Here is a 22,298-nt window from a genome sequence, read left to right as displayed (position 1 = left end):
CGCAGGGATGCGCCCGCTTCATGCCCCTTACCCCCGTCTTGCAGCCGGTTCCCCAGCGCAAGACAAGCAGGTTTACCGTTTCAGCCGGGCAAGCCCAGCTTACTTGCGGGGTGACTCGCCCGGAGGAGGAAGCGGTGCGTCAGTACCTCCTTCGGCGGTGTCGCGCTCAGCCTGCTGGCGCTGCTGCTGCTCGAAGTAGGCCTGCTCGGCCTCTTCGACCCGAGCCTGCTCCGCCGCGGCCTGAGCGTCGATCGTCGAGAGCCGCTTCTCACGCTCTTCCTCGATCAGTTCGCTGAAGCGCACTTCCGAGCTGTTCGCCCTTTCGGCGAAGGCGCGGTTCACGAGCTGCTGCGTGCAGCCGAGAGAGCCGCCCGCCCCGACCGGGGAACAGCTGAGCGTGCCGAAGCGGCCCACCGTCTCGTAAGCCTGCACCTTGTTCGCCCAGGCTTCCGATTGAGGCTTGTCTATGCCTCGTAGCGGTTCGGGTATACGGTAGCGCTCTTCCTCCGGCTTGCGGGCACAGACGGTGATCTCCCCGGACGCCGACGTCGGGCACGGATCGTCACCGTAGACGATAAGCTGGTTCACCTTGTCACCGCCGGGATCGACCATCGCACCTTCCTGAGCGAAGGCAGGCGCGGCCGCCAGCGAGAGAGCTACGATAGCGGCGGAAGCGAGGCGGCGGGTCATCGGTTGCTCCAACAGGTCAGATCGGCGATTTTTCCGCCCTGCCATAGGGAAGCGGCGGATTGAATGACAGCTTAAGGGAAGAACCCCGGGACGATCATATCCGTTCCGAAAGCTTTATGGCGACCCGGCAGCCCAGGCGGATGGCGTTGAACAGCACCGGGTAGGCCGGCGCCTTCTCCGCTCCGGCGGCAAGCGCGGCATCGCGATGCTCCCGCTCCTCGTCGCGGAACTTGCGGATCGTTGCGCCGAGTTCGGGATCTTCATCGCCCAACTCCTCAAGCTGTTCGGTGTAGTGCCGGTCGATCTCGGTCTCGATCGCCGCCGTACAGGCCATCGCCGCTTCGGGTCCGATCAGCGCGGTCGCCGCGCCAAGGACGTACCCGGCGGCGGACCAAACCGGCTGGAGCAGTGTCGGGCGCACGCCGCGCTCGGCGATCATGGCATCGAATTTGGCCTGATGCTCCGCCTCCTGCGAGGCCATGCTGGCGACTTCGGCCGAGTGCGGCGCGCGCGATCCCATCACCGCCAGCTGGCCCGCATAGATCCGGGTGGCGCCGTATTCACCCGCCTGGTCCACGCGAAGCATGCGCTCCTTGGTCTTGCTCATTGCCTTCACGTCATGCCTTTCCTTCACTGCGGGCGATGAGGCCGAAGATGGCCAGGGCGCCGGCCGTTGAGAACAGGAAGTTCCATCCTGCCAGAGAGACGCCCAGGACGCTCCAGGGTGCCACATCGCAACGAATCACCGGCGCACTCATGATCGCATCCAGCGGATCGCCACCGGCCGCGAAGGTATCTGCGGTGCAGGCGCTCATCCCCTCCCACCAGCCGTATTCCACGCCGGCATGGAAGCCGCCGATCAGGCCGGAGGCCAGGATCGCCAGCGCGGCCACGGCCACAAGGGGCCGGGCCGGGCGCCAGAAGAACGCCAGCCCCGCCAGCACGATCGCAACCGCATGCGGGTAGCGCTGCCACCAGCACATCTCGCATGGATAAAGCCCGAAGACGTATTCGCTCACCAGGGCACCGCCGAGCAGGCCGACAGACAGACCAAGGGCGAGCGCGCGGGCGGCGCGCACGGGTGCGGCAACCGGAATAGGCATTCGCGACCCGACCGTCAGTTCTTCGTCGCGGCGGCGAAAGCGGGTTTGCCGCTGGTGCGCTGGAGCGTGCTGATGGCGTAGTGAAGCTGGAAGTCCTTGATACCCTGCTTTTCGAGCTCGGCGGCCGTGACCTTGAAACGGGGGTCGTCCTGCTTGTCGGTCTCGAGATCCTTGTCCTTGATCGCCGCCTCGTTGATGAGATGACCGCGCAGATCGGATTCGCGCACGGCACGCTCCGCCCTGGCCCGCGCATCCGGGTCGGAAAGCTGGGGCACCTTGATATCGGGCGTGATGCCGCCCTCCTGCACCGAGTGGCCGGCGGGCGTGAAATACCGCGCCGTGGTGAGCTTGATCGCGCTTTTCGAATCGAGCGGCAGGAACGACTGGACCGATCCCTTGCCGAAGGTGCGCTCACCCATCACGACCGCGCGACGCTGGTCCTGCAACGCCCCGGCCACGATTTCGGAAGCGGATGCGGAGCCGGCGTCCACCAGCACCACCACCGGCAGATCCTTGGCCGCATCGCCGCGGAACACGGATTCGGCGCGGTAGAACTGGTTCTCACTGGGATTGCGGCCACGTTGCGAGACGATATCCCCCTTTTCGAGGAACAGGTCGGACAGGGCGACTGCTTCGTCCAGCGAACCGCCGGGGTTGGAGCGCAGGTCGAGCACGAGGCCGGCCAGTTTGCCGCCGCCCTTCACCGCCGCCTGCTTCTTCAGGTCGGCGATGGCGGTGTTCACGTCGTTGCCGACATCGCGTGAGAACTCGTTCACGGAGATGACGCCGACGTTGTCCTTGTACTCCCACGTAACGGGTTCCAGTTCGATCACGCCGCGCGTGACCGTCACGTCGAAGGGCTCGTCGCGGCCGGGGCGGAAGATCGTCAGCCGGATCGACGTTCCTGCCTCTCCGCGCATCTTCGACACGGCTTCATCCAGGTCGCGCTCGTAGTAGAGCACGCCGTCGAGATGCGTGATGTAGTCACCCGCCTTCAGCCCCGCCTTCTCCGCCGGGCTGCCCTTGAAGGGCGACACGATCTTCACGGCTCCGTCATCTTCCACGACCGAGAGGCCGAGGCCGGTGTACTTACCATCGATCATCGTTTCCAGACGCTGAAGCGACTGGCCGTCCAGGTAGTTGGAGTGAGGATCGAGGCTGGCAAGCATGCCGTCGATCGCACCCTTGAGCAACTTGTCGTCATCCACCTGGTCGACATAGTTGTCCTTGACGATCTGATAGATCGTGAAGAGCTTGTCGAACTCATGGCTGGTGCGCGAGTCCACCGCCGCAAGGCCGGATGTCGCGACGGGCACGACGGCCACGGCCGAGACCAGCAGCGCGGCGCGAAGGAAGGGGGCGATCTTCATCAGGCTGATGCCTTCTTCTTATTCGATCCGGCGCAAGACGCGCCGATCCGGTGTCATAGTTCCATCCTATCGCCCGTTGACCTTGAACGCCAGCGGAACGGCGGTGTCGCGGCACATATAGGAACGGCTCCGAAGGATGTCCTGAGGCTAGGAGAAGAATTCTGCGCCGCCCCCGCAGATGCGCCTGGTCAGCGCAAATCACAGCGATCGGACATACTGCAACGGGTTCACCGGCACCCCATCGTGCCGCAGCTCGACCATGATCCGCGGCGATAGCGGTCCGGCGGTCCCGATCGGAGAGCCGGCGACGACGCTTTCACCCACCTCCACCGCCGCCCGCGCAAGACCTGTGACAAGCGATGTCCAGCCGCTCGCATGCTCCACGATGACAATGCTGCCATAGCCGCGATAGGGTCCTGCGAAGGCGATCCGTCCGGCCGCCGGCGCAATGACCTGCGCATGCGCGCGCGGGGCCAGCACCAGCCCTCTTGAACGCGCCTCCCCGGGAGCATCCTCTCCGAAACCGGTCAGCACACGGCCCGTCACCGGCAGCACATAGCTGGAGAGCCCTTCCGGCAAAGCATCGAAGTGTCCCGACCCTATGACCCGCGCGTCCTCCGGGCGAGCCGGACGCATGATGGGGCCGGGCAGAGCGGCGAGTTGCGCCCGTAGTCGCCCCTGCTTGCCGACTTCGGTCACGAGATCGCCCAGATCCCGCGCCTTCTCCGCAAGGGCAAGCGCACGCTCGCTCTCTCGCGCCGCGATGCCGCTCACCTTGCGTCCGTCGAGACGCTGGCGTGTCTCGATCGCGGCAAGCTGCTGGCGGCGTTCGCGCAGGACTGATTGCGCACGCACCAGACCCGCAGCGGCCGCCTTTGCCTGCTGCTCCAGGGCCCGCCCCTGCTCGATCGAGGCGCGAAGGCTTCGGGTACGCCGCTCCACCTCGGGCAGCATCGTGTCCAGCAGCGCGCGCATGTAGACCGCGTCCCTGACCGAACCCGGCCGCAGGACAGCGAGCAGCGGCGGCCGGCGGGAGAGGCGCTGCAACGAGGCCGTCAGCCGCGCCAGAGGTTCCTGCTTCTTCGCCAGCTGCCGCCGCAGGACGGCGCGCTGGGAGGTGATGAGGCGTAACTGCGCGTCCTGAACCGCGATCTGCGCATCGGCTTCCTGGATACGAGCGGCGACGGCAGCCGCTTCCCTGGCGGTGGCGTCCGCCTGCCGGGAAACGGCACGCGCCCTGTGCTCCAGTTTCTCGGCCCGGACGCGAGCGGCCGCCCCTTCCCGCTGCGCCGCGAGCATATCCTGCCGCGCCTGCCCCGCGCTTACGGACGGGTCGAGGACGACGAGCCCGCCCGGCTGCGTCATCGCCCGTGTGCCGAACACCACGCAACCGGCGACCGCAAGAGTCAGGACGAGGCGGGCGGCAGACTTCACGCCGCGTGATTAGGGCAGGCCGACTCGCCCGAAAAGAGAGGAAATGGAAATAGCGCTGCCATCAGCGTGGATGACGGGCCGCCAGAGCCACGCCGGCAAGGTTCTGCGCGCGGCGCACCCAGCGTATGCGAAACGGCGGCAGTTCACGAGCCAGCGCCACGAGCCGCGCCGCATGCGGCTGCGGCCCTCCCCCGGTCTTCAAAGCATGGTTGGCCTGCCGGACCACTTCCAGAGCGTCTCCTACGAAGTCCACCTCGCCGAGATTGTGGTCACGGCTCAGTTCGAGGGCGTGGATCAGTGCGCACCATTCCGCATCGCTGTTCGTACCATCCGCCAGACCGGTGAACACATGGGCGGTGCCGCGGATCACCACCGCAACCTCCACCGGCCCCGGGTTGGGGCGGCAGCCGCCGTCGAAGTAGATCTTGAGCCTTCGTCCCACGCTTTCGCCCCTGGGTTTCACGTTGCGATTGGAGCGCGTCAGCCGGAACGGTGGTAGGGGTGCCCGGCGAGAATGGCCGTCGCCCGCCACAGCTGCTCGGCCAGCATGGCGCGGGCCATGAGATGGGGCCATGTCATCCGGCCGAAACACAGAAGACGGTCGGCACGGGCGCGGGCTTCGTCGCCGTGCCCGTCCGCCGCGCCGATCAGGAAGCGGCATTCCCGCACCCCTTCATCCCGCCAGCGGCCCAGCAGAGCGGCGAACTCCTCCGAGCTCATCGCCTTGCCGCGCTCGTCGAGCAGCACTTCGCGTACGGGGGTTTGAGTGGGGGGCGGCACCTTGCCGCCGACGTCCGGCAGTTCGCTGTGCCGGAAGGGCCATGTGATGCGCTTCGCATACCGATCGAGCAACTCGCCCTCTGGCGAACGGGCGATCTTCCCGCGAGCGATGATGTGAAGCAGCATAAGCCAGGACGCGGGGACGGAGCAGTGTCGCCCGCGTGGTTTCCTTTCAAAGACCGGCCGCGCCAGCAGCCGGGCAGAAGAATCGAGCGCGTTCCCTTGCGGCGATCAGGCCGCGCCGGACGGTCCGTCGAAGCCCCACATCCGCTCAAGGTTGTAGAAGCTGCGCACTTCCGGACGGAAGAGATGTACGACCACGCTGCCAGCGTCGACGAGGACCCAGTCCGCAGCGGGAAGGCCTTCCACGCGCGGGTGGCCGAAGCCTGCGTCCTTCAGGCGTTCGCCCAGCTTCTGTGCCATCGCGGCAACCTGTCGGGTCGAACGGCCCGAGGCGATCACCATGAAGTCAGCGATGCTGGATTTGCCCTCGAGGTCGATAGTGACGAGTTCCTGTGCCTGGTCGTCATCAAGAGACCGAAGCACGAGGTTGAGCAACGGATCGTCGCTCTCGACTATCGCCGCGGGCGGGGTGGCGCCGGTTGAGTCCGGCTGTATCTGTGCCTGTGGCATTTGGGTTAGGTTCTGCTCCTTTCAAAATCGGCGAGACAGGATGGAAGCCACCCTGCCGCGTTCGATCGTATGCCGTGTAAGCCGGATATGCGGTAAGAAGGCCTGAAGGCCGTTCATTCCGCCGTCCCGGGGATGGGGTGGTGCGTGACTGCGTCCCGCGAAGGCCCTTTGCCGAACCTCCGTGCCCAGTCCGGATCTGCTCGGCGTAGTGCCGTGGCAGACCGCGTATCGGGGTCAAATCGCAATGTCACAAGCGCTGGTGCGCTCCACCTTTCCGGACCGCGAAGACTGGTCAGGGGTCTCCGGAATCTCCCCAGCCAGGCCATCGCGGGGCTCGCGAGGGCGACGCCATCATACCCCGGACGCGCGATTACCGCAATCGGCATGAGTCGGGCCAGATTCCGCCAGTCTCTCCAGCGGTGCAACTGGGCCAGATTGTCGGCTCCCATGAGCCAGATGAAGCGGCGTTGAGGGTAGCGGCGAAGAAGCGCGCGAAGAGTGTCTACGGTGTAGCGCGTGCCCAGTTCCCGCTCGATCGCGGTGGGCCTGATGCGGGCACGACGCGCCTGCGCGCGGGCGGAGGCGACGCGTGCCGGCAGCGGCGCCATGCCGGCCGCTGGCTTGAGCGGGTTCCCCGGTGACACCAGCCACCACACCTCGTCCAGCGCCAGCGCCTTCATGGTGAAAAGGGTGATTCGGCGGTGCCCACCGTGCGCGGGGTTGAAGCTGCCTCCCAGCAGACCCGTCACCGGGCCCCTGCGGATCTTTCCTGTCCTGTTCAACGATGACCTCAGGGGCGGGTCTGGCCCGCACCGCGCACCTGCCACTTATAGGTGGTCAGTCCCTCCAGCGCGACGGGTCCGCGAGCGTGCAGCCGTCCGGTGGCGATGCCGATCTCCGCCCCCAGGCCGAACTCCCCGCCGTCAGCGAACTGGCTGGACGCATTCACCATCACGATCGCGCTGTCCACTTCGGAAAGGAACCGGTCGGCCGTTTCCGCATCGTCCGTCACGATCGCATCGGTGTGGTGCGAGGAGTGCGCCGCGATGTGCTCCAGCGCTGCCTCCACCCCATCGACCACGGCGACGGACAGCACGGCATCGAGGTACTCGGTGTCCCAGTCCTCGCTCGCGGCGGGCCGGACGCGCGGATCAAGGGCCTGCGCCCGCGCATCACCGCGCAGTTCGCAACCGGCGTCGATGAGACTGGCGATTACCGTCTCACTTGCGGGGAACTGGGTATCAAGGAGAAGCGTCTCCATCGCGCCGCAGATACCGGTACGCCGCATCTTGGCATTCAGCGTGACCTGGCGCGCCATCTCAGCATCGGCGGCGGCGTGGACGTAAGTGTGGCAGATGCCATCGAGGTGAGCCAGAACCGGCACGCGCGCATCCGCCTGCACCCGCGCTACGAGGCTCTTGCCCCCGCGCGGCACGATCATGTCGATGAGGCCGGCGGCAGTCAGCATGGCGCCGACGACCGCGCGATCCTGTGTGGGTACCAGCTGGATCGCCGCAGGCGGCAGTCCGACGCTCTCCAGCCCTTCGGCAAAGGCGGCACGGATCGCGCGGTTGGAATTCAGCGCTTCGCTGCCGCCACGAAGGAGAACCGCATTGCCCGAACGCAGGCACAACGCGGCAGCGTCGGCGGTGACGTTGGGGCGGCTTTCATAGATGATGCCGATGAGGCCGATGGGGATGCGAACCCGCGACAGCTTCAACCCGTTGGGTCGTTCGCTCGCCGACAGCACTTCACCCACCGGATCGGGAAGGGCCGCCACCTGGTCGACCGCGTCGGCGATCCCGGCAAGGCGCGCGGGATCAAGGCGCAGCCGGTCGAGGAGCGCGGCCGAGAGGCCCTTCTCCTCCCCGGCGGCGATGTCTCGGGCGTTGGCGGCAAGGATGTCGCCCTCAGCACGGCGCAATGCCGCTGCGGCGGCGCGCAGGGCCGCTGCTTTTTCGGCATCGCTGAGCCGCGCGAGGACGCGCTGCGCCGCGCGCCCGTCCCGGGCAAGTTGTTCCACGAGCGCCTCCGGGGAGAGCGGCGCGGCGGTATCGGCGAGCGGAGCGATCGTGGTGGTCATAACGATCGGGTAGCATCGGGAAACGCGGCTGTCACCGACGCTTGGGTTGCCACCGGCGCGAGCCGCCCCCCCGAGTCCCAGCGAGCAGTTTTGACCATTACTCGTGAAGCCGGAAAGCACTTCGCAGCATCACGACGGATGTTTCCCTCAATTCACCCGACGACTACCGCGTTTCGGCGCGAAACAGCACTGGTTCGAGGCCAACCGATTCGCGTTCGATTTACACCGCTGCTAGCTGCGCGCCAAATTCACCACAGACAATTTGCCAGCGGGGTCGTTTTGCAGTTCACATCAGCCGGGATGCTTTTGCAGCGTCTCCGGACAGTATTCCCTGAACGTGAATTCATCATGCGTTCGCAGGGTCAGGTCCGTTTCCTTCGTGTCTCTCCACGCAGCCAGATGATCGCGGCCGGCGCCGTGCTGGGCCTTGCGGTTGCTAGCCTCGCTTCAGCGGCGGTGTCGCAATACTCCTCCCGAAGTGCCCTTGCCGACCTGAACCAGCGGGAAGCCCAGGTCGCCCGGGCGGAAGGCGAGGTGCAGCGTTACCGTAAGGACATCAGGACGCTGACGTCCGATCTCGCTCACCGGCAGCAGTTCATCGAGCAGATGATCGACGCTCATGTCGCCGAGATTCCCGAAGGGCAGCCCGACACGCAGGTAACTCCCAAAACCCGCGCGATGGTGAATCGCGTGAGCACCGCCTTCCCTGACGCCAGCGCGCTGGCTCATATCGAGGCTGAACAGCTTGCGCTTGTGGAGCGCCTGACGGAGCACGCCGATGCGCGGTCCCAGGCCGCGATCGCATCCATCCGCAAGCTGGGACTCAACCCCCAGACGCTCCTGGCTTCCAGTCGCAAGGCCGGCCAGGGCGGCGAAGGTGGTCCGCTGGTGAAGCTCGCGACTCAGGCCGATGGCCGCCTCGACTCGCGCTTCGCCCGTATGGGTCGCAGCCTTGCACGAATGAGCGCACTGGAGAACGGCCTCACCTTGGTACCGCAGGTGAGCCCTGCGCATGTGGCCTACGTCTCGTCCAGTTTCGGCTATCGCTCCGACCCATTCACGGGTGGCGCGGCGTTCCACGCCGGGCTCGACTTCCCGGGGCCGATGGGTTCTCCCATCTACGCCGCCGCCAAGGGGCGGGTCACCTTTGCAGGCCAGAAGCACGGCTACGGCAACTGCATCGAAGTCACTCACGGTAACGGTCTCATGACCCGCTACGGCCATCTTTCCGGCTTTCGCACCCGCGTAGGCCAGGAAGTCGAAGCCGGTGCGCTGATTGGTGCGATGGGCAGCACCGGTCGCTCTACCGGTCCGCATCTCCACTTCGAGGTTCGCGTGAACGACCGTCCGGTCAACCCGCGACCGTTCCTCGAAGCGGCACGTCTTCAGGGGGGTACCAACAGGGGTCAGAGGGAGACACACTAACATGGCCAAGGCTTTCATAAGCGCGCGCTCGACACCCGTCGGCTCAAGCTTCTCCATGCTCGGCGCCGACGTGACGGTGAATGGCGACATCACCGCCAGCGCCGACCTTCACGTTGACGGCAACGTACAGGGGGACCTGAGCTGCAACGCACTGATTCAGGGCGAAGGCAGCGAGATCCACGGCGCGATCCGTGCGCAGTCCGTTCGCATAGGGGGGCTGGTTCGCGGCTCTGTCTCCGCCCGCGATGTGGTCATCCTCAAGACCGCGCGGATCGAGGGTGACGTGTCCTACGAAACGCTCACGATCGAACAGGGAGCTCGGCTCGACGGCCGGCTTTCGCCAGGCGCGACGCAGACGGCAGCGACCCCGATTGCTCGCCTGCCGAAGCTGGACGACGACCTGATCCTGCCGGCTGCGGCAGAGTAGAGGTTTTCAGTAGCCCGACGCTGGGCGAATTAGACCGAGCACGAAAAAAGGGCCGCGGAAATCGACTTCCGCGGCCCTTTTTTGTCTTCGGCCTGCGTCGGCTTACTCGCCCCGGCTCTCGGCGGCCTCAGCCGCGCGCTTGGCCTCAAGCCAGGCAGCGACTTCCGCTTCCTGAGCGGCTTCGCTGGCGGCCCGCGACGCGGCTTCACGCTCGGCACGAAGCTCGTCGATCAGGGCCTGACGGTCATCGACCAAGCGTTCGTCGCTCTGACGGTCCTCTTCGATGCCGGCCTTCTTGGCGGCCTTGGCCACCAGAGCGTCCAGTTCGCGCTGCGAGCACAGGCCCAGCGTCACCGGGTCCTTGGGCGTGATGTTGTTGATGTTCCAGTGCGAGCGATCGCGGATCGCCGCGATCGTGTTGCGGGTCGTGCCGATCAGCTTGCCGATCTGCGCGTCCGACACTTCGGGGTGGTTGCGCAGGATCCAGGCGATGCCGTCCGGCTTGTCCTGGCGCTTCGAGACCGGGGTGTAGCGCGGGCCCTTGGTACGGTTCTGCGCGAGCGGCACCTTGTGCATGCGCAGCTTGTACTCGGGATCGGCCTGCCCCTTCTCGATCTCTTCCATCGTCAGTTCGCCCGAGCGCACGGGATCACGGCCGGTGTACTTGCTGGAGGCAAGATCATCGGCCATCGCCTGAACCTCGAGCATGTGCAGACCGCAAAACTCGGCAATCTGCTCAAACGTCAGCGCGGTATTGTCGACCAGCCAGGAGGCGGTCGCGTGCGGCATCAGCGGAGTGGGCTGGCTCATGTCTCTATCTCCGGCGGAAACAATAAGGGCCGCCCCTTCGCGGAGCGGCCTCACCGGTACCGATTTAGGAAACTTTTGCCGGGGGAGCAAGCAAAAGGGGCGGGAATTTGCGTCGTGCCCCCGATAGGTTCCACGTGGAACGCTATTTTCCGCGCGAAGGAGTGCGGCGCCAACAGGCCTGGCTCATGCAGCCGAGAGGACGATCTTGCCTACGTGATCTCCGGCTTCCATCCGGGCGTGCGCAGCCGCCGCCTCGGCCAGCGGGAACTGCACGTCCATGACCGGTCGCAGCAGGCCCTCCTCCACGAGCGGCCAGGCGTTGTCGAGGATCTCTTCTGCCACGAGCCCCTTGAACTCATCCGAACGGGGGCGCAGCGTGGAGCCAGTCAGCGTGTACCGCCGTGTCATCACGACCGCCATGTTCAGCTCCGCCTTCGCACCACCCTGCACTGCGATGGTCACATGCCGCCCGTCCGGCGCAAGGCACTTGAGATTGCGCGGAACATAGCTGCCGGCCACCATGTCCAGCACGACGTCCACGCCGCGCCCCTGCGTGATGCGCGCGACTTCCTCCACGAAGTCAGTCGCCTTGTAGTCGATCGCATGGTGAGCGCCGATCGCCAGCGCCGCCTCGCACTTCTGCGCCGACCCGCAGGTGACGATGACTGTCAGACCGAAATGACGACCCAGCATGGACGCCATCGTGCCGATCCCGCTCGTTCCCCCATGAACGAGCAGCCACTCGCCCTCCCGCGCGTGTCCGCGCTCGAACACGTTGTGCCACACGGTGAACAGCGTTTCCGGCAAGGCTGCGGCCTGATCCATGCCCAGGCCATCCGGCACGGGCAGGCAGTGGCTGGCCTTGGCGATACAGTACTGCGCATAACCGCCGCCGGACACGAGTGCGCACAGCGGCTCGCCCGGCACGAACTGCGTCACGCCCTCGCCCAGCGCGGCGACAGTGCCGGAAATTTCCAGCCCCGGAATGGGCGAGGCGCCGGGAGGCGGAGGGTAACTGCCCTGACGCTGGACGACATCGGGGCGGTTCACCCCCGCATAGGCAACCTTGATCAGCACTTCCCCGGCGCCGGGCCGTGGCACCGGCAGGGTCTCGGGACGGAGGACTTCAGGACCGCCGGGGGCGTCGAAGCCCACCGCCGTCATCGTTGCGGGAAGGTCTGCTACCATGAGCTTCCCTGTGCCACAGGATCGCGGCTCTGGGGAACACCCTTTCCGCGCCCGCCCTTGCCGGCCATTGACTCGAAGGGGTTCCCGTTGGATGCTGCGGTGCAATGGACGACGATGATCGACCGCCGCTGCGGTCGTCCAAGTATGACTTGGGCGCTGCCAGCCTTCTCGCCAGCGAAAGCCTGGAGCGCTACTCGCTGGATGAGCTCGACGCGCGACTTGCCCTCCTTGACGCAGAAATTGACCGCATTCGACAGCATCGCGAAAGGTCGGCGGCCCATCGGCTTGCGGCGGAAGCCTTGTTCAGGCCCCGATCAGAATGACGGGCGCAGCCTCAGCCGGCCGCTCTAAAAGGTTGGTGAGGGGCAACCTCGCAAGACTATCGATCGTTTCCTATATCAAGACCCAAAGCATGGCTCGCCAATCTCCCCTGCGGGCCATTTACCTCCCGGGAGAGCCGTCCCTCACAATGAAGGTCGCTTAAATGCCAAGTTTCGCCCAAAGCCTTGAAAAGACCCTGCACTCGGCTCTGTCTCACGCGTCTGAGCGGAGCCACGAGTACGCGACGCTCGAGCATCTCCTGCTCGCGCTGATCGACGACAGCGACGCAGCCCAGGTCATGCAGGCTTGCGGCGTGGAGCTTGGCGACCTCGGAGACGTGGTGCGTCAGTACCTCGATCAGGAATACCAGTCGCTCAAGACCGAGGAAAAGGGCGACCCCGCCCCTACCGCCGGCTTCCAGCGCGTGATCCAACGCGCGATCCTGCATGTCCAGTCGTCCGGCAAGGACACCGTGACCGGCGCCAACGTGCTCGTCGCCTTGTTCTCCGAACGCGATTCGTATGCGGTCTACTTCCTGCAGCAGCAGGACATGAGCCGTCTCGACGCCGTCAGCTACATCAGCCACGGCATCGGCAAGGGCGGCAAGCGGGTCGAGGATCGCAGCCCGAAGGGATCGGAGGAAACCCCGCCGACGCCCGAGGACAAGGCCGAGGCCAAGGCGTCCGCCAGCAAGAAGGACTCCGCGCTCGACCAGTTCACCGTCAACCTCAATGAAAAGGCGTTGTCGGGCAAGGTGGACCCGCTGATCGGGCGCGGCCCCGAAGTGGACCGCACGATCCAGATCCTGTGCCGCCGTTCCAAGAACAACCCGCTCTACGTCGGCGATCCGGGCGTCGGCAAGACCGCCATCGCCGAAGGCCTCGCGCGCAAGATCGTTGAGGGCGAAGTGCCCGAAGTGCTGGCCGAAGCTGTCATCTACTCGCTTGACATGGGAAGCCTCCTGGCGGGCACGCGCTATCGCGGCGATTTCGAAGAACGCCTCAAGCAGGTCGTCTCCGAACTGGAGAAGATGCCGCACGCGGTCCTCTTCATCGACGAGATCCACACTGTGATCGGCGCTGGCGCCACCAGCGGCGGTGCGATGGATGCGTCGAACCTGCTCAAGCCGGCCCTGTCGGGCGGGACGATCCGCTGCATCGGTTCGACCACCTACAAGGAGTTCCGCAACCACTTCGAGAAGGATCGCGCTCTGCTGCGCCGGTTCCAGAAGATCGACGTGAACGAACCCACCGTGGAGGATACGATCAAGATCCTGCGCGGCCTGCGCAGCGCGTTCGAGGAACACCACCGCGTCAAGTACACGCCTGACGCGATCAAGACCGCCGTCGAGCTTTCGGCCCGCTACATCAACGACCGCAAGCTGCCCGACAAGGCGATCGACGTGATCGACGAAGTGGGCGCGATGCAGATGCTGCTGCCGCCCAGCCGCCGCAAGAAAACCATCACCGCGCGCGAGATCGAAGCCGTGATCGCGACGATGGCGCGCATCCCGCCCAAGTCGGTTTCCTCGGACGACAAGAAGGCGCTGGAGAACCTCGAGCGTGACCTGAAGCGCGTTGTCTTCGGCCAGGACAAGGCCATCGGCGTCCTCTCCACGGCGATGAAGCTGAGCCGGGCAGGTCTGCGCGACCCGGACAAGCCGATCGGCTCGTTCCTGTTCTCCGGCCCCACCGGCGTCGGCAAGACCGAAGTGGCCCGCCAGCTCGCCACGATCATGGGCATCGAGCTGAAGCGCTTCGACATGTCCGAGTACATGGAACGTCATTCCGTCAGCCGCCTGATCGGTGCGCCTCCGGGCTATGTCGGTTTCGACCAGGGCGGCCTGCTGACCGACGCGATCGACCAGAATCCGCATTGCGTCCTCCTGCTCGACGAGATCGAGAAGGCGCATCCTGACCTGTTCAACATCCTGCTGCAGGTGATGGACAACGGCCGCCTGACCGATCACCACGGCAAGACGGTCGATTTCCGCAACGTTGTGCTCATCATGACCACCAACGCGGGCGCGTCCGACATGGCCAAGCAGGGCATCGGCTTCGGTGACACGTCCAAGGCCGACGCCGGGGAAGAGGCCGTGAAGCAGATGTTCACGCCGGAATTCCGCAACCGCCTCGATGCGATCGTGCCCTTCGCTTATCTGGCCAAGGACACCATCAGCCGGGTTGTGGACAAGTTCATCCTTCAGCTGGAACTGCAGCTGGCGGACCAGAACGTCCACATCCAGTTCGATTCCGACGCCCGCGCATGGCTGGGGGACCGCGGTTACGACAAGCTCTACGGTGCGCGCCCGATGGGCCGCGTCATCCAGGAGAAGGTGAAGCAGCCACTGGCGGAGGAACTGCTGTTCGGCAAGCTGGCCAATGGCGGTGAAGTGCATGTTTCGGTCAAGGACAACGCGCTCAACTTCGAACTGACTCCGTCGCCTCCGAAGATGGCCAAGGCGAAGAAGAAGGTGCCCGTGAAGCAGGCGAAGAAGCCGGGCAATCATCCCGAGGCCAGCGCCGACGATTGATAGCGAGGGCTTTGCCTGACGATTGACGATGGGGCGGGAACAAGGTGGTTCCCGCCCCATTTTCCTTGAATGGCCCGCGATTTCTCCTGGATCAGACCCGAGCCCTGGGGAATTCACGTCGTTCCTGCCGATTGCTGGATCGATCCGTCCCGGCCCGTCGACAGGGCCCTTGTCACTCACGGCCATGCCGATCACGCGCGCGGCGGCCACGGGTCCACTTTCGCCACGCCTGAGACGCTCGCTATCATGAAGCTGCGCTACGCCACCGAGGCAGGGGCGGTGCCTGTGCCTTACGGAGAGCGCATTGCCCTGCCGGGCGGCGTTGCCGCCACCTGGATACCTGCCGGTCATGTACTCGGGTCAGCCCAGATCCTCCTGGAGCATGCCGGGGAGCGCATAGTCGTAACCGGAGATTTCAAGCGCCGTCCCGATCCCACCTGTCCGCCGTTCGAAGTGACGAACTGCGATGTGCTGATCACCGAGGCCACCTTCGGCCTTCCGGTCTTCCGCCATCCTCCGGTGGAACAGGAGATCGCCAAACTCCTTTCCGCCCTTGCCGCCAACCCCGAGCGCTGCGTCCTCGTTGGCGCTTACGCGCTGGGCAAGGCGCAGCGCCTGATCGCGGAGCTGCGCCGCGCGGGGCACCGCGACACGATCTGGCTTCACGGGGCGATGGAACGCATGTGTCGGCTCTACGAGGATTGGGGGATCGACCTCGGCCCGCTCAACCTTGTGTCCGAAGCCGGAAAAGGTGAGTTGGCCGGTGCGATCATCGTCGCTCCGCCCTCTGCGCTCAACGACCGCTGGAGCCGCCGCCTGCCCGATCCGATTACGGCAATGGCATCGGGCTGGATGCAGGTCCGTCAACGCGCCCGCCAGCGCATGGTGGAGCTACCGCTCGTCATCTCCGACCACGCGGACTGGAACGAGCTGACGCAGACCGTGGTGGAGGTAAACCCGGCTGAGACGTGGATCACGCACGGCCGGGAGGAGGCGATGCTGCGCTGGTGCCAGCTGAACCAGCGCAAGGCGCGGGCTCTGGCGCTCGTGGGCTATGAGGACGAGGATGACTGAGAGCCGCCGACCGGGCGCGACGGCCCCCCTGCTCCGCGCCGCCGGCTCACCGCCTGAGACGCACCGGAGGGCCTTCCTCTGATGGAGGAGTTCGCTGCCCTTCTCGACGCGCTTGTCTACACGCGAAGTCGCAACGCCAAGCTCAAGCTGCTGGCCGATTACCTCCGCTCGACCCCGGACCCTGACCGAGGTTGGGCGCTGGCGGCGCTGACGGACGGGCTCGATTTCCCCGCCGTGAAAAGCTCCACCATCCGCAACCTGCTCATGGAGCGGATCGATCCGGTGCTGTGGACACTCAGCCGCGAATATGTGGGCGATTCGGCGGAGACGGCGAGCCTCCTGTGGCCTGAGCCGACCGAGGCACCTTCGCCCCCCACCGTTGCCGAAGCGGTGGACGCCCTCTCCCGCATGACGCGGGCCACTGTCATGGCCGAACTTCCCCGGCTGCTCGACCGGCTCGATGGCAACGGCCGCTACGCACTTCTCAAGCTTGCGACGGGAGCCATGCGCATCGGCATTTCCGCGCGTCTCGCCAAGACCGCGTTCGCACAGGCCTTCGATGTCTCGGTCGAAGACGTGGAAGAGCACTGGCACGGACAGACCCCGCCCTACACCGCCCTGTTCGACTGGGCCGCTCACGGTGCCGAGCCGCCGAACGCCGATGACATCCCGCTCTTCCGGCCTTTCATGCTCGCGCACGGACTGGAGGACACCCAGGTCGATCTCGCGGATTATGCGGCAGAATGGAAATGGGACGGCATCCGCGTGCAGGTGGTACGTGCTGGAGGCGCAACACGCGTCTACTCCCGATCGGGCGATGATATTTCAGCCACGTTTCCCGAAATCGCCGAAGCGCTCCACATCGACGCCGTGCTGGACGGAGAACTCCTTGTGCGGGGCGCACACCAAGGCGGAGAGGAAGGCGGCGCGGCCAGCTTCAACGCCCTGCAGCAGCGGCTCGGGCGCAAGACGGTCAGCAAGAAGATGCGCGAGGAGTACCCCGCGTTCGTCCGGCTGTACGATGCCCTGATTGTGGAAGGGAAGGATCTGCGCCCCCGGCCCTGGTCCGAACGGCGAATGGCCCTCGAAGCTCTCGTTCCGCAGCTTGACCCGGCGCGTTTCGACCTCTCGGCCGTGATTGCCGCTGCGGACTTCGCGGAGCTTTCGGCCATCCGCGAGCGCGCGCGGGACGACGCGATCGAAGGTGTCATGTTGAAGCGGCGGGACAGCCCTTACGTGGCGGGGCGGCGGACGGGATTGTGGTACAAGTGGAAGCGCGACCCGCTGCTGGTCGATTGCGTGCTGATGTACGCGCAGCGCGGTTCGGGCAAGCGCAGTTCCTTCTACTCGGACTATACCTTCGGCTGCTGGGATGGCGATCCGGACGAAGGCGCAGACCTGCTTCCCGTCGGCAAGGCTTACTTCGGGTTCACCGACGAGGAATTGAAGTGGCTCGACAGGTATGTGCGCAATCACACCGTCGACCGCTTCGGCCCCGTTCGGGAAACGGACAGGTCGCTGGTCTTCGAGGTCGCGTTTGATTCTGTACACGTCAGCAAACGCCATAAGTCCGGCGTGGCCATGCGTTTCCCCCGCATCAGCCGCATCCGCACGGACAAGCCCGCCCACGAGGCGGACCGCATGGACACCCTGCGCAAACTGATCCGAGATTGACGAGGATCAAGTTCCACGTGAAACGCCGCGGCTAGGAGGGCAGAACATCAACCTGCCCCGGAGACCGCCGTGCCCGCCGATCACAGCGCCGATAGCGTCGACTTGCCCGACACCCCCTTTCACCGTCTTGGCGGCGCGCCGGTCTTCGAGGCAATCTGCAACCGCTTCTATGACCTGATGGAACAGGATCCGGCCTACGCCGAACTGAGGGCGATGCATGCGCCTGACCTCGATCCGATTCGCCGCTCTTTCCCGAAGTTCCTGGCCGGATGGGCCGGCGGTCCGCGCGACTGGTTCGACTCCAATCCGGGACGTTGCATGGTCAGTCTTCACAAGCCCTTCGTCATCAACCCCGCAGTGGCGGCCCAGTGGGCCGAAGCGATGCAGCGCGCGATTGCCGATGTGGCACCCCAACCGGCGGCGATGGCCACCGCCATGGGTGAGGCGCTCGCCACTCTTGCACGAGGAATGAGCCGTTAGGTGACGCGGAACTGCTTGTCGCGCGAAGTTGCGCCGCGCAGCAGTTCGAGACGAGAAGGCGCAATCCCCAGAGCCATGGCCAGCAGATCCCGCACCGCCGCGTTCGCCTTGCCGTCTTCCGGCTTGGCCCTGACCTTCGCCTGCAACCTGCCTTCGACGATCTCCAGCCCTTCGATTCTTGCGCCGGGCGTCACCCGCAGCGCCAGGCGCCCGGCGTCATCGATCAGCTGCCGGACCGCCTCAGCCGGTGGTATCGCCGCAGAGGGGCGCGCCATCAGCCCTTCAGCCCAAGCGCCTCGGCATGCAGTCCGGCGTTGATGACATAGCCCCGGACGCCCGCCTGGTTGGCTGCCACCGCCGCGTCATCCAGATCGCGCACGTATTTGGCGGGCCGGCCCATCCAGAGCTGTCGCGAGGCGATGCGCTTGCCGGTAAGTTGCGACCCCGCAGCGAGCATCCCGTCGGATTCGATGTGACTGCCGTCCATCACGATCGCACCGAGCCCGACGAAGGCGCGGTCCTCCAGAGTGCAGCCGTGCAGCATCGCCATGTGACCGATCAGCACGTCCTCGCCGATAATCGTGGCGTAGCCCTCCGGCCGCGAGGGTTTGGGGCTGTCGCAATGAACGACGGTCCCGTCCTGTATGTTGGTGCGCGCGCCGATGACGATGCGGTGAACGTCGGCCCGAATTACGCAGTTGTACCAGACGCTGGCGTCCGGCCCGATCTCCACATCGCCGATGATGCGGCAGCCCGGGGCGATGAAGGCGCTCGAATGGATGCGGGGCGCCTTGCCGTGGATGCTGGCGATGGTGATGTTGTGCCTGTCTGCGGCGGTTTCGACGGTCATGGGTTCCCTGTCATCCTGCTCCAGCGCACGTACGGGAGGATGGACGCGTGATCGTCCGTCCAGGGGCGCGACGCCCGCTCTTCCAGCACCGTCCATGGCGCATCGGAGCGGGCCCGCGCAAGCCCGTCCAGCACAGAGGCCTTGGCTGAAAGCGCGATCCAGCGCGAAGGCGCGTAGCGGCTCTCGTCGCTCGGCCGGTCCTCCCGGGAAAGCGCACGGAGCCCGTTCGCCTCGGCATTCGCACCGACCACGGGCGCAAGCTCAATGTAGCGGTTCGAGATATGCAGCAGCAGAAGCCCCCCGGGCGCCAGCACCCTGCGGTAGACCTGCAGAGCCTCGGATGTGAGGAGATGCATGGGAATGGCATCCGACGAGAAGGCGTCGATGACCAGCACGTCCAGCGTGCGCGGCGGAAATTTCGTCAGCTCGAGGCGGGCATCGCCGAGGACGACGTGGGCATCGGGCGTACAGTCGCGCAGGAAGGTGAAACGGCCCTCGGTCGAGAAGCGCAGCACGACCGGATCGATTTCGAAGAAGGTCCATTGCTGTCCCGGTCGCGCCTGACAGGCGAGCGAGCCGGTGCCGAGCCCGACGACCCCGATGCGCGCGCCCGGTCCGATGATGTGCGGCGTGGCGGCCAGCGCTAGCCCTACCCCGGAAGTGGGGCCATAGTAGGTAAGCGACTGCCTCGCCCGCGCTGCATCCAGCGCCTGCATCCCGTGCAGCGTCGTGCCGTGGGCGAGCGTGCGAACCTTTCGCTCCGCATCATCGCGCAAGGTGTAGATCCCGAAGTAGCTTCGCGTCCGGTCGCCATCCAAGGTCGCGCGCATGGTCCACCAGCCGCCCTGCGCAACCATCGCGACAAGCAGCACCACCACGAAGGCCCAGCGCCAGGCCATGACCATCACGCCGACGCCCACGAGAAAGATGGTGAGGAGAAGCACGAGAAGATCGTTGTCGCCCTCTGCACGGCTCTGAAGCAGTTCCCAGCCGAGGAAGAGTGCGGCCACCATCAGCAGGCCCAGAGCGATGCGCGCCATTCCCGGCTCGACGCCGTTCGAGTCCCGCCATCTCAGCAGCGGCTTCAGCGGCATCAGAAGTGCCGCCGCAAGGATAAGCAAGGGGTGCTCCCAGGCCCAGTCGAACGCCAGCGGCGCGATCAGCGCGGTGAAGAGGCCGCCCAGCGCGCCGCCCGCCGACGTGGTGAGATAGAACCGCGTCAGATGCTCGGGGCTCGGCCGCAGGTCGTAAAGACGCGAATGCAAAGCCGTCGCTACGCAGAACAGCAGGAGGCACGTTCCGCCCACGATCCACAATGTGCCCGAGCCATTGGACAGCATGGCGTAGCTTCCCGCGAAAAGCACGAAGAGCGGAGCGATGCGGGTGACGGAGCGCGCGTTGGTGCGGCCGTCCGCGAAAGCCACCACGAAGCTCAGAAGGTAGAGGCCGAGGGGAATGACCCACAGGAGGGGCATGGCGAAGATGTCGGTCGTCAGGTGCGTGGTGGTGGACAGCATCAAGCCGGAAGGAACGGCGGAAAGCACGAGCCACAACGCGACGGTCCGCCTGTCGATCGGAGCGCCACCTGAACCTCGCGCTTGGGTGAAGCTTCGCGCCGTCTGTGCGGGCGCGTTCCAGCGGCTCAGGGCAGAGAGGCCGACCAGCAGCACCAGCAGGCCGAAGCCCGCTGACCATGCAAGGCTCTGCGCCCGCACGCTTAGCAGCGGCTCGGCCAGCAGGGGGTAAGCGATAAGTCCCGTGAAGCTGCCCAGATTGGACGCCGCGTAGAGCGCCCATGGTGCCCCGGCCGCCGGGTCCGCCGCGAACCACCTCTGCATGAGTGGCGCCTGTGCCGAAACGGCGAAGAACACCGGCCCGATGCTCGCCCCGAGCAGAAGCGGCACCCACGCCGCCTCCGACAGACCTGTGATCGGAGGCAGGTCCACCAGAGCCACGGGCAAGATCAGGGCTGCAAGAAGAAGCAGGGCCAGATGAATCGCGGCCTGGCGGCGCAAGGTGAACCGGCCCAGCCAGTGCGCATAGGCGTAGCCGCCGAGCAGAAGCGCCTGATAGACCAGCATGGCGCTGTTCCACACGTTCGGAGCGCCGCCCAGCCGCGGCAGCGCCATGCGCGCGACCATGGGCTGAAGCAGAAACAGCAGGAAGCTTCCCACTAGGATCGTCGCCACGAAGAGCCCCCGCCTTGCGCTCTTCCCGGCTGTTACCCCGTCCGTCGTTTCTTCAGCCGTTTGCCTCATGCCGGATATCGCCCCGTCTGTTCACGAACAGGAGACGTACCTGCCGGGGCTGCTCAAGAACAGGTCATTGCGCCGAAAACACCTCTTGCGCGCTGCCGAAAGGGCATGAGGCGGCGCGCCGATCGGCGGAACTTACCCGCGCAGCAGGCGTGCGGCGTGCGCGGCGTGGTAAGTCAGCACGCCGGAGCACCCTGCCCTCTTGAAGGCAAGCAGTGTCTCCAGCACCATCGCGTCCCGATCCGCCGCGCCTGCCGCGACCGCGTGCTCGATCATCGCGTACTCACCCGAGACCTGGTAGGCGAAAACGGGAATCTCGAAGGTTTCCTTCACCCGGCGGACGATGTCGAGATAAGGCAGCCCGGGCTTGACCATGACGCTGTCAGCGCCTTCGGCCAGGTCCATCTCGACCTCGCGCAGCGCTTCCTCCGCGTTGGCCGGGTCCATCTGGTAAGTCTTCTTGTCACCCTTCAGCAACCCGCGTGAGCCGACGGCGTCCCGGAACGGTCCGTAGAAGGCCGAGGCGTACTTCGCCGCGTAGCTCATGATCTGGACGTTGATGTGCCCGCCTTCTTCCAGCGCATCGCGGATGGCGCCGATGCGGCCGTCCATCATGTCCGAAGGGGCGATGATGTCAGCGCCCGCGTTCGCCTGGTTGACTGCCTGCCCGACCAGCGCCGCCACCGTCTTGTCGTTCAGGACATAGCCGGCCTCATCGATCAGCCCATCCTGGCCGTGGCTGGTATAAGGGTCGAGCGCGACGTCGGTGAGCAGCCCGATACGGTCGCCCAGCGCATCGCGCACCGCGCGTATCGCGCGGCACATGAGGTTGTCGGGATTGAGCGCTTCGCGCCCGTCCTCGCTCCGGCGCTCCGGCTGGGTATGGGGAAACAGGGCCAGCACCGGGATGCCAAGGTCAACGGCCTCGCGCGCGCGCTCAACGATGAGGTCCACGGACCAGCGCGATACACCCGGCAGAGCCTCCACCGGCTGCTCCACACCGACGCCCTCGGTGATGAACAGCGGCCAGATGAGGTCCGCGGGGGTAAGCACGGTTTCGCGGTGAAGCGCACGGCTCCACGCGGTTGCACGGGTGCGGCGGAGGCGGGTGTGGGGATAAGTGCCGGTCATGCGCGGTGCTTGCCGGAAAACGGCGCTGCGTTCAATC

General features: G+C 65.9%; 23 protein-coding genes. 7 read left to right on the top strand and 16 right to left on the bottom strand.

Going from position 1 to position 22,298, the window contains the following annotated elements:
* Window positions 1–99 precede the first annotated feature (99 nt).
* From QOL62_RS09210 to QOL62_RS09165, 10 genes are all read right to left on the bottom strand, one after another.
* Window positions 100–690: an invasion associated locus B family protein gene (locus tag QOL62_RS09210; protein ID WP_103729276.1), complete on the bottom strand. Its 591-nt coding sequence runs from the start codon at window positions 688–690 to the stop codon at window positions 100–102.
* A gap of 94 nt (window positions 691–784) precedes the next feature.
* The gene (locus tag QOL62_RS09205) at window positions 785–1,297 is read right to left on the bottom strand and encodes a demethoxyubiquinone hydroxylase family protein (protein ID WP_103729335.1); all 513 of its coding nucleotides are present in this window, start codon (window positions 1,295–1,297) and stop codon (window positions 785–787) included.
* Window positions 1,298–1,307: 10 nt separating this feature from the next.
* Window positions 1,308–1,793 (bottom strand): disulfide bond formation protein B, encoded by a 486-nt coding sequence (locus tag QOL62_RS09200; RefSeq protein WP_103729275.1) that lies wholly within the window; start codon window positions 1,791–1,793, stop codon window positions 1,308–1,310.
* A 14-nt stretch (window positions 1,794–1,807) separates the two neighbouring features.
* The gene (locus QOL62_RS09195) at window positions 1,808–3,163 is read right to left on the bottom strand and encodes a S41 family peptidase (protein ID WP_283406012.1); all 1,356 of its coding nucleotides are present in this window, start codon (window positions 3,161–3,163) and stop codon (window positions 1,808–1,810) included.
* 198 nt (window positions 3,164–3,361) lie between these two features.
* Complete coding sequence (locus QOL62_RS09190; protein WP_283406011.1) at window positions 3,362–4,597, bottom strand: murein hydrolase activator EnvC family protein; 1,236 nt, start codon at window positions 4,595–4,597, stop codon at window positions 3,362–3,364.
* A gap of 61 nt (window positions 4,598–4,658) precedes the next feature.
* Window positions 4,659–5,039 (bottom strand): ribonuclease HI, encoded by a 381-nt coding sequence (locus tag QOL62_RS09185; RefSeq protein ID WP_283406010.1) that lies wholly within the window; start codon window positions 5,037–5,039, stop codon window positions 4,659–4,661.
* 38 nt (window positions 5,040–5,077) lie between these two features.
* Complete coding sequence (locus tag QOL62_RS09180; protein WP_283406009.1) at window positions 5,078–5,503, bottom strand: 23S rRNA (pseudouridine(1915)-N(3))-methyltransferase RlmH; 426 nt, start codon at window positions 5,501–5,503, stop codon at window positions 5,078–5,080.
* A gap of 105 nt (window positions 5,504–5,608) precedes the next feature.
* Window positions 5,609–6,010, bottom strand: coding sequence for a ribosome silencing factor (rsfS, locus tag QOL62_RS09175; protein ID WP_199183814.1), 402 nt, complete (start codon window positions 6,008–6,010; stop codon window positions 5,609–5,611).
* Window positions 6,011–6,123: 113 nt separating this feature from the next.
* Window positions 6,124–6,804, bottom strand: a complete 681-nt coding sequence (locus tag QOL62_RS09170; RefSeq protein WP_283406042.1) for a nicotinate-nucleotide adenylyltransferase — start codon at window positions 6,802–6,804, stop codon at window positions 6,124–6,126.
* A complete protein-coding gene (locus tag QOL62_RS09165; RefSeq protein WP_283406008.1) occupies window positions 6,801–8,093 on the bottom strand; it encodes a glutamate-5-semialdehyde dehydrogenase in 1,293 nt (430 codons plus the stop codon). The genes QOL62_RS09170 and QOL62_RS09165 overlap by 4 nt, the downstream gene beginning before the upstream one ends.
* 348 nt (window positions 8,094–8,441) lie before the next feature.
* Here QOL62_RS09165 and QOL62_RS09160 point away from each other — a divergent pair, with 348 nt between their 5' ends.
* Together QOL62_RS09160 and QOL62_RS09155 are read left to right on the top strand one after the other, a co-directional pair.
* The gene (locus QOL62_RS09160; RefSeq protein WP_283406007.1) at window positions 8,442–9,518 is read left to right on the top strand and encodes a M23 family metallopeptidase; all 1,077 of its coding nucleotides are present in this window, start codon (window positions 8,442–8,444) and stop codon (window positions 9,516–9,518) included.
* 1 nt (window position 9,519) lies between these two features.
* The gene (locus QOL62_RS09155) at window positions 9,520–9,945 is read left to right on the top strand and encodes a bactofilin family protein (RefSeq protein WP_103729269.1); all 426 of its coding nucleotides are present in this window, start codon (window positions 9,520–9,522) and stop codon (window positions 9,943–9,945) included.
* Window positions 9,946–10,047: 102 nt separating this feature from the next.
* Here the strand turns inward: QOL62_RS09155 and QOL62_RS09150 are convergent, their stop codons facing one another.
* Window positions 10,048–10,755, bottom strand: a complete 708-nt coding sequence (locus tag QOL62_RS09150; RefSeq protein WP_103729268.1) for a DUF1013 domain-containing protein — start codon at window positions 10,753–10,755, stop codon at window positions 10,048–10,050.
* A 183-nt stretch (window positions 10,756–10,938) separates the two neighbouring features.
* Window positions 10,939–11,943 carry an NAD(P)H-quinone oxidoreductase gene (locus QOL62_RS09145; RefSeq protein WP_283406006.1) on the bottom strand — a complete coding sequence of 335 codons (1,005 nt, stop codon included), beginning with the start codon at window positions 11,941–11,943 and terminating at the stop codon, window positions 10,939–10,941.
* A gap of 104 nt (window positions 11,944–12,047) precedes the next feature.
* Between QOL62_RS09145 and QOL62_RS09140 the strand changes: the two genes are divergently transcribed.
* The 5 genes from QOL62_RS09140 to QOL62_RS09120 all read left to right on the top strand — a co-directional run bounded on the left by QOL62_RS09140 (window position 12,048) and on the right by QOL62_RS09120 (window position 18,025).
* The gene (locus tag QOL62_RS09140) at window positions 12,048–12,266 is read left to right on the top strand and encodes a DUF1192 domain-containing protein (RefSeq protein WP_283406005.1); all 219 of its coding nucleotides are present in this window, start codon (window positions 12,048–12,050) and stop codon (window positions 12,264–12,266) included.
* Between the two features lie 161 nt (window positions 12,267–12,427).
* Window positions 12,428–14,797, top strand: coding sequence for an ATP-dependent Clp protease ATP-binding subunit ClpA (clpA, locus tag QOL62_RS09135; RefSeq protein ID WP_283406004.1), 2,370 nt, complete (start codon window positions 12,428–12,430; stop codon window positions 14,795–14,797).
* Between the two features lie 69 nt (window positions 14,798–14,866).
* Window positions 14,867–15,871: a ligase-associated DNA damage response exonuclease gene (locus tag QOL62_RS09130; protein ID WP_283406003.1), complete on the top strand. Its 1,005-nt coding sequence runs from the start codon at window positions 14,867–14,869 to the stop codon at window positions 15,869–15,871.
* Window positions 15,872–15,952: 81 nt separating this feature from the next.
* The gene (locus tag QOL62_RS09125) at window positions 15,953–17,545 is read left to right on the top strand and encodes a cisplatin damage response ATP-dependent DNA ligase (RefSeq protein WP_283406002.1); all 1,593 of its coding nucleotides are present in this window, start codon (window positions 15,953–15,955) and stop codon (window positions 17,543–17,545) included.
* 69 nt (window positions 17,546–17,614) lie between these two features.
* Window positions 17,615–18,025, top strand: a complete 411-nt coding sequence (locus QOL62_RS09120; RefSeq protein ID WP_283406001.1) for a group II truncated hemoglobin — start codon at window positions 17,615–17,617, stop codon at window positions 18,023–18,025.
* On the opposite strand, the gene QOL62_RS09115 is transcribed toward QOL62_RS09120, so the two are convergent.
* The 4 genes from QOL62_RS09115 to hemB all read right to left on the bottom strand — a co-directional run bounded on the left by QOL62_RS09115 (window position 18,022) and on the right by hemB (window position 22,261).
* Window positions 18,022–18,300: a DUF167 domain-containing protein gene (locus tag QOL62_RS09115; protein WP_283406000.1), complete on the bottom strand. Its 279-nt coding sequence runs from the start codon at window positions 18,298–18,300 to the stop codon at window positions 18,022–18,024. The genes QOL62_RS09120 and QOL62_RS09115 overlap by 4 nt on opposite strands.
* Window positions 18,300–18,875, bottom strand: a complete 576-nt coding sequence (locus tag QOL62_RS09110) for a gamma carbonic anhydrase family protein (RefSeq protein ID WP_283405999.1) — start codon at window positions 18,873–18,875, stop codon at window positions 18,300–18,302. The genes QOL62_RS09115 and QOL62_RS09110 overlap by 1 nt, the downstream gene beginning before the upstream one ends.
* A complete protein-coding gene (locus QOL62_RS09105; protein ID WP_283405998.1) occupies window positions 18,872–21,133 on the bottom strand; it encodes a spermidine synthase in 2,262 nt (753 codons plus the stop codon). Before QOL62_RS09105 ends, QOL62_RS09110 begins: the two co-directional genes overlap by 4 nt.
* Before the next feature lie 132 nt (window positions 21,134–21,265).
* Window positions 21,266–22,261 carry a porphobilinogen synthase gene (gene hemB / locus QOL62_RS09100; RefSeq protein ID WP_283405997.1) on the bottom strand — a complete coding sequence of 332 codons (996 nt, stop codon included), beginning with the start codon at window positions 22,259–22,261 and terminating at the stop codon, window positions 21,266–21,268.
* Window positions 22,262–22,298: the final 37 nt, after the last annotated feature.

This window comes from Novosphingobium panipatense (assembly GCF_900182875.1).
Taxonomy (GTDB): Bacteria; Pseudomonadota; Alphaproteobacteria; order Sphingomonadales; family Sphingomonadaceae; genus Novosphingobium; species Novosphingobium panipatense.
The sequence above is the reverse complement of the archived record's forward strand: the minus strand, read 5'-3'. Positions and strand labels throughout refer to the sequence as shown.

What these genes read in the sequence shown, in the direction of transcription:
- QOL62_RS09210 (WP_103729276.1), bottom strand. Translation starts at nt 690, where the DNA reads ATGACCCGCCGCCTCGCTTCCGCCGCTATCGTAGCTCTCTCGCTGGCG.
- QOL62_RS09205 (WP_103729335.1), bottom strand. Translation starts at nt 1,297, where the DNA reads ATGAGCAAGACCAAGGAGCGCATGCTTCGCGTGGACCAGGCGGGTGAA.
- QOL62_RS09200 (WP_103729275.1), bottom strand. Translation starts at nt 1,793, where the DNA reads ATGCCTATTCCGGTTGCCGCACCCGTGCGCGCCGCCCGCGCGCTCGCC.
- QOL62_RS09195 (WP_283406012.1), bottom strand. Translation starts at nt 3,163, where the DNA reads ATGAAGATCGCCCCCTTCCTTCGCGCCGCGCTGCTGGTCTCGGCCGTG.
- QOL62_RS09180 (WP_283406009.1), bottom strand. Translation starts at nt 5,503, where the DNA reads ATGCTGCTTCACATCATCGCTCGCGGGAAGATCGCCCGTTCGCCAGAG.
- rsfS (WP_199183814.1), bottom strand. Translation starts at nt 6,010, where the DNA reads ATGCCACAGGCACAGATACAGCCGGACTCAACCGGCGCCACCCCGCCC.
- QOL62_RS09165 (WP_283406008.1), bottom strand. Translation starts at nt 8,093, where the DNA reads ATGACCACCACGATCGCTCCGCTCGCCGATACCGCCGCGCCGCTCTCC.
- QOL62_RS09160 (WP_283406007.1), top strand. Translation starts at nt 8,442, where the DNA reads ATGCGTTCGCAGGGTCAGGTCCGTTTCCTTCGTGTCTCTCCACGCAGC.
- QOL62_RS09155 (WP_103729269.1), top strand. Translation starts at nt 9,520, where the DNA reads ATGGCCAAGGCTTTCATAAGCGCGCGCTCGACACCCGTCGGCTCAAGC.
- QOL62_RS09150 (WP_103729268.1), bottom strand. Translation starts at nt 10,755, where the DNA reads ATGAGCCAGCCCACTCCGCTGATGCCGCACGCGACCGCCTCCTGGCTG.
- QOL62_RS09145 (WP_283406006.1), bottom strand. Translation starts at nt 11,943, where the DNA reads ATGGTAGCAGACCTTCCCGCAACGATGACGGCGGTGGGCTTCGACGCC.
- QOL62_RS09140 (WP_283406005.1), top strand. Translation starts at nt 12,048, where the DNA reads ATGGACGACGATGATCGACCGCCGCTGCGGTCGTCCAAGTATGACTTG.
- clpA (WP_283406004.1), top strand. Translation starts at nt 12,428, where the DNA reads ATGCCAAGTTTCGCCCAAAGCCTTGAAAAGACCCTGCACTCGGCTCTG.
- QOL62_RS09130 (WP_283406003.1), top strand. Translation starts at nt 14,867, where the DNA reads ATGGCCCGCGATTTCTCCTGGATCAGACCCGAGCCCTGGGGAATTCAC.
- QOL62_RS09125 (WP_283406002.1), top strand. Translation starts at nt 15,953, where the DNA reads ATGGAGGAGTTCGCTGCCCTTCTCGACGCGCTTGTCTACACGCGAAGT.
- QOL62_RS09115 (WP_283406000.1), bottom strand. Translation starts at nt 18,300, where the DNA reads ATGGCGCGCCCCTCTGCGGCGATACCACCGGCTGAGGCGGTCCGGCAG.
- QOL62_RS09110 (WP_283405999.1), bottom strand. Translation starts at nt 18,875, where the DNA reads ATGACCGTCGAAACCGCCGCAGACAGGCACAACATCACCATCGCCAGC.
- QOL62_RS09105 (WP_283405998.1), bottom strand. Translation starts at nt 21,133, where the DNA reads ATGAGGCAAACGGCTGAAGAAACGACGGACGGGGTAACAGCCGGGAAG.
- hemB (WP_283405997.1), bottom strand. Translation starts at nt 22,261, where the DNA reads ATGACCGGCACTTATCCCCACACCCGCCTCCGCCGCACCCGTGCAACC.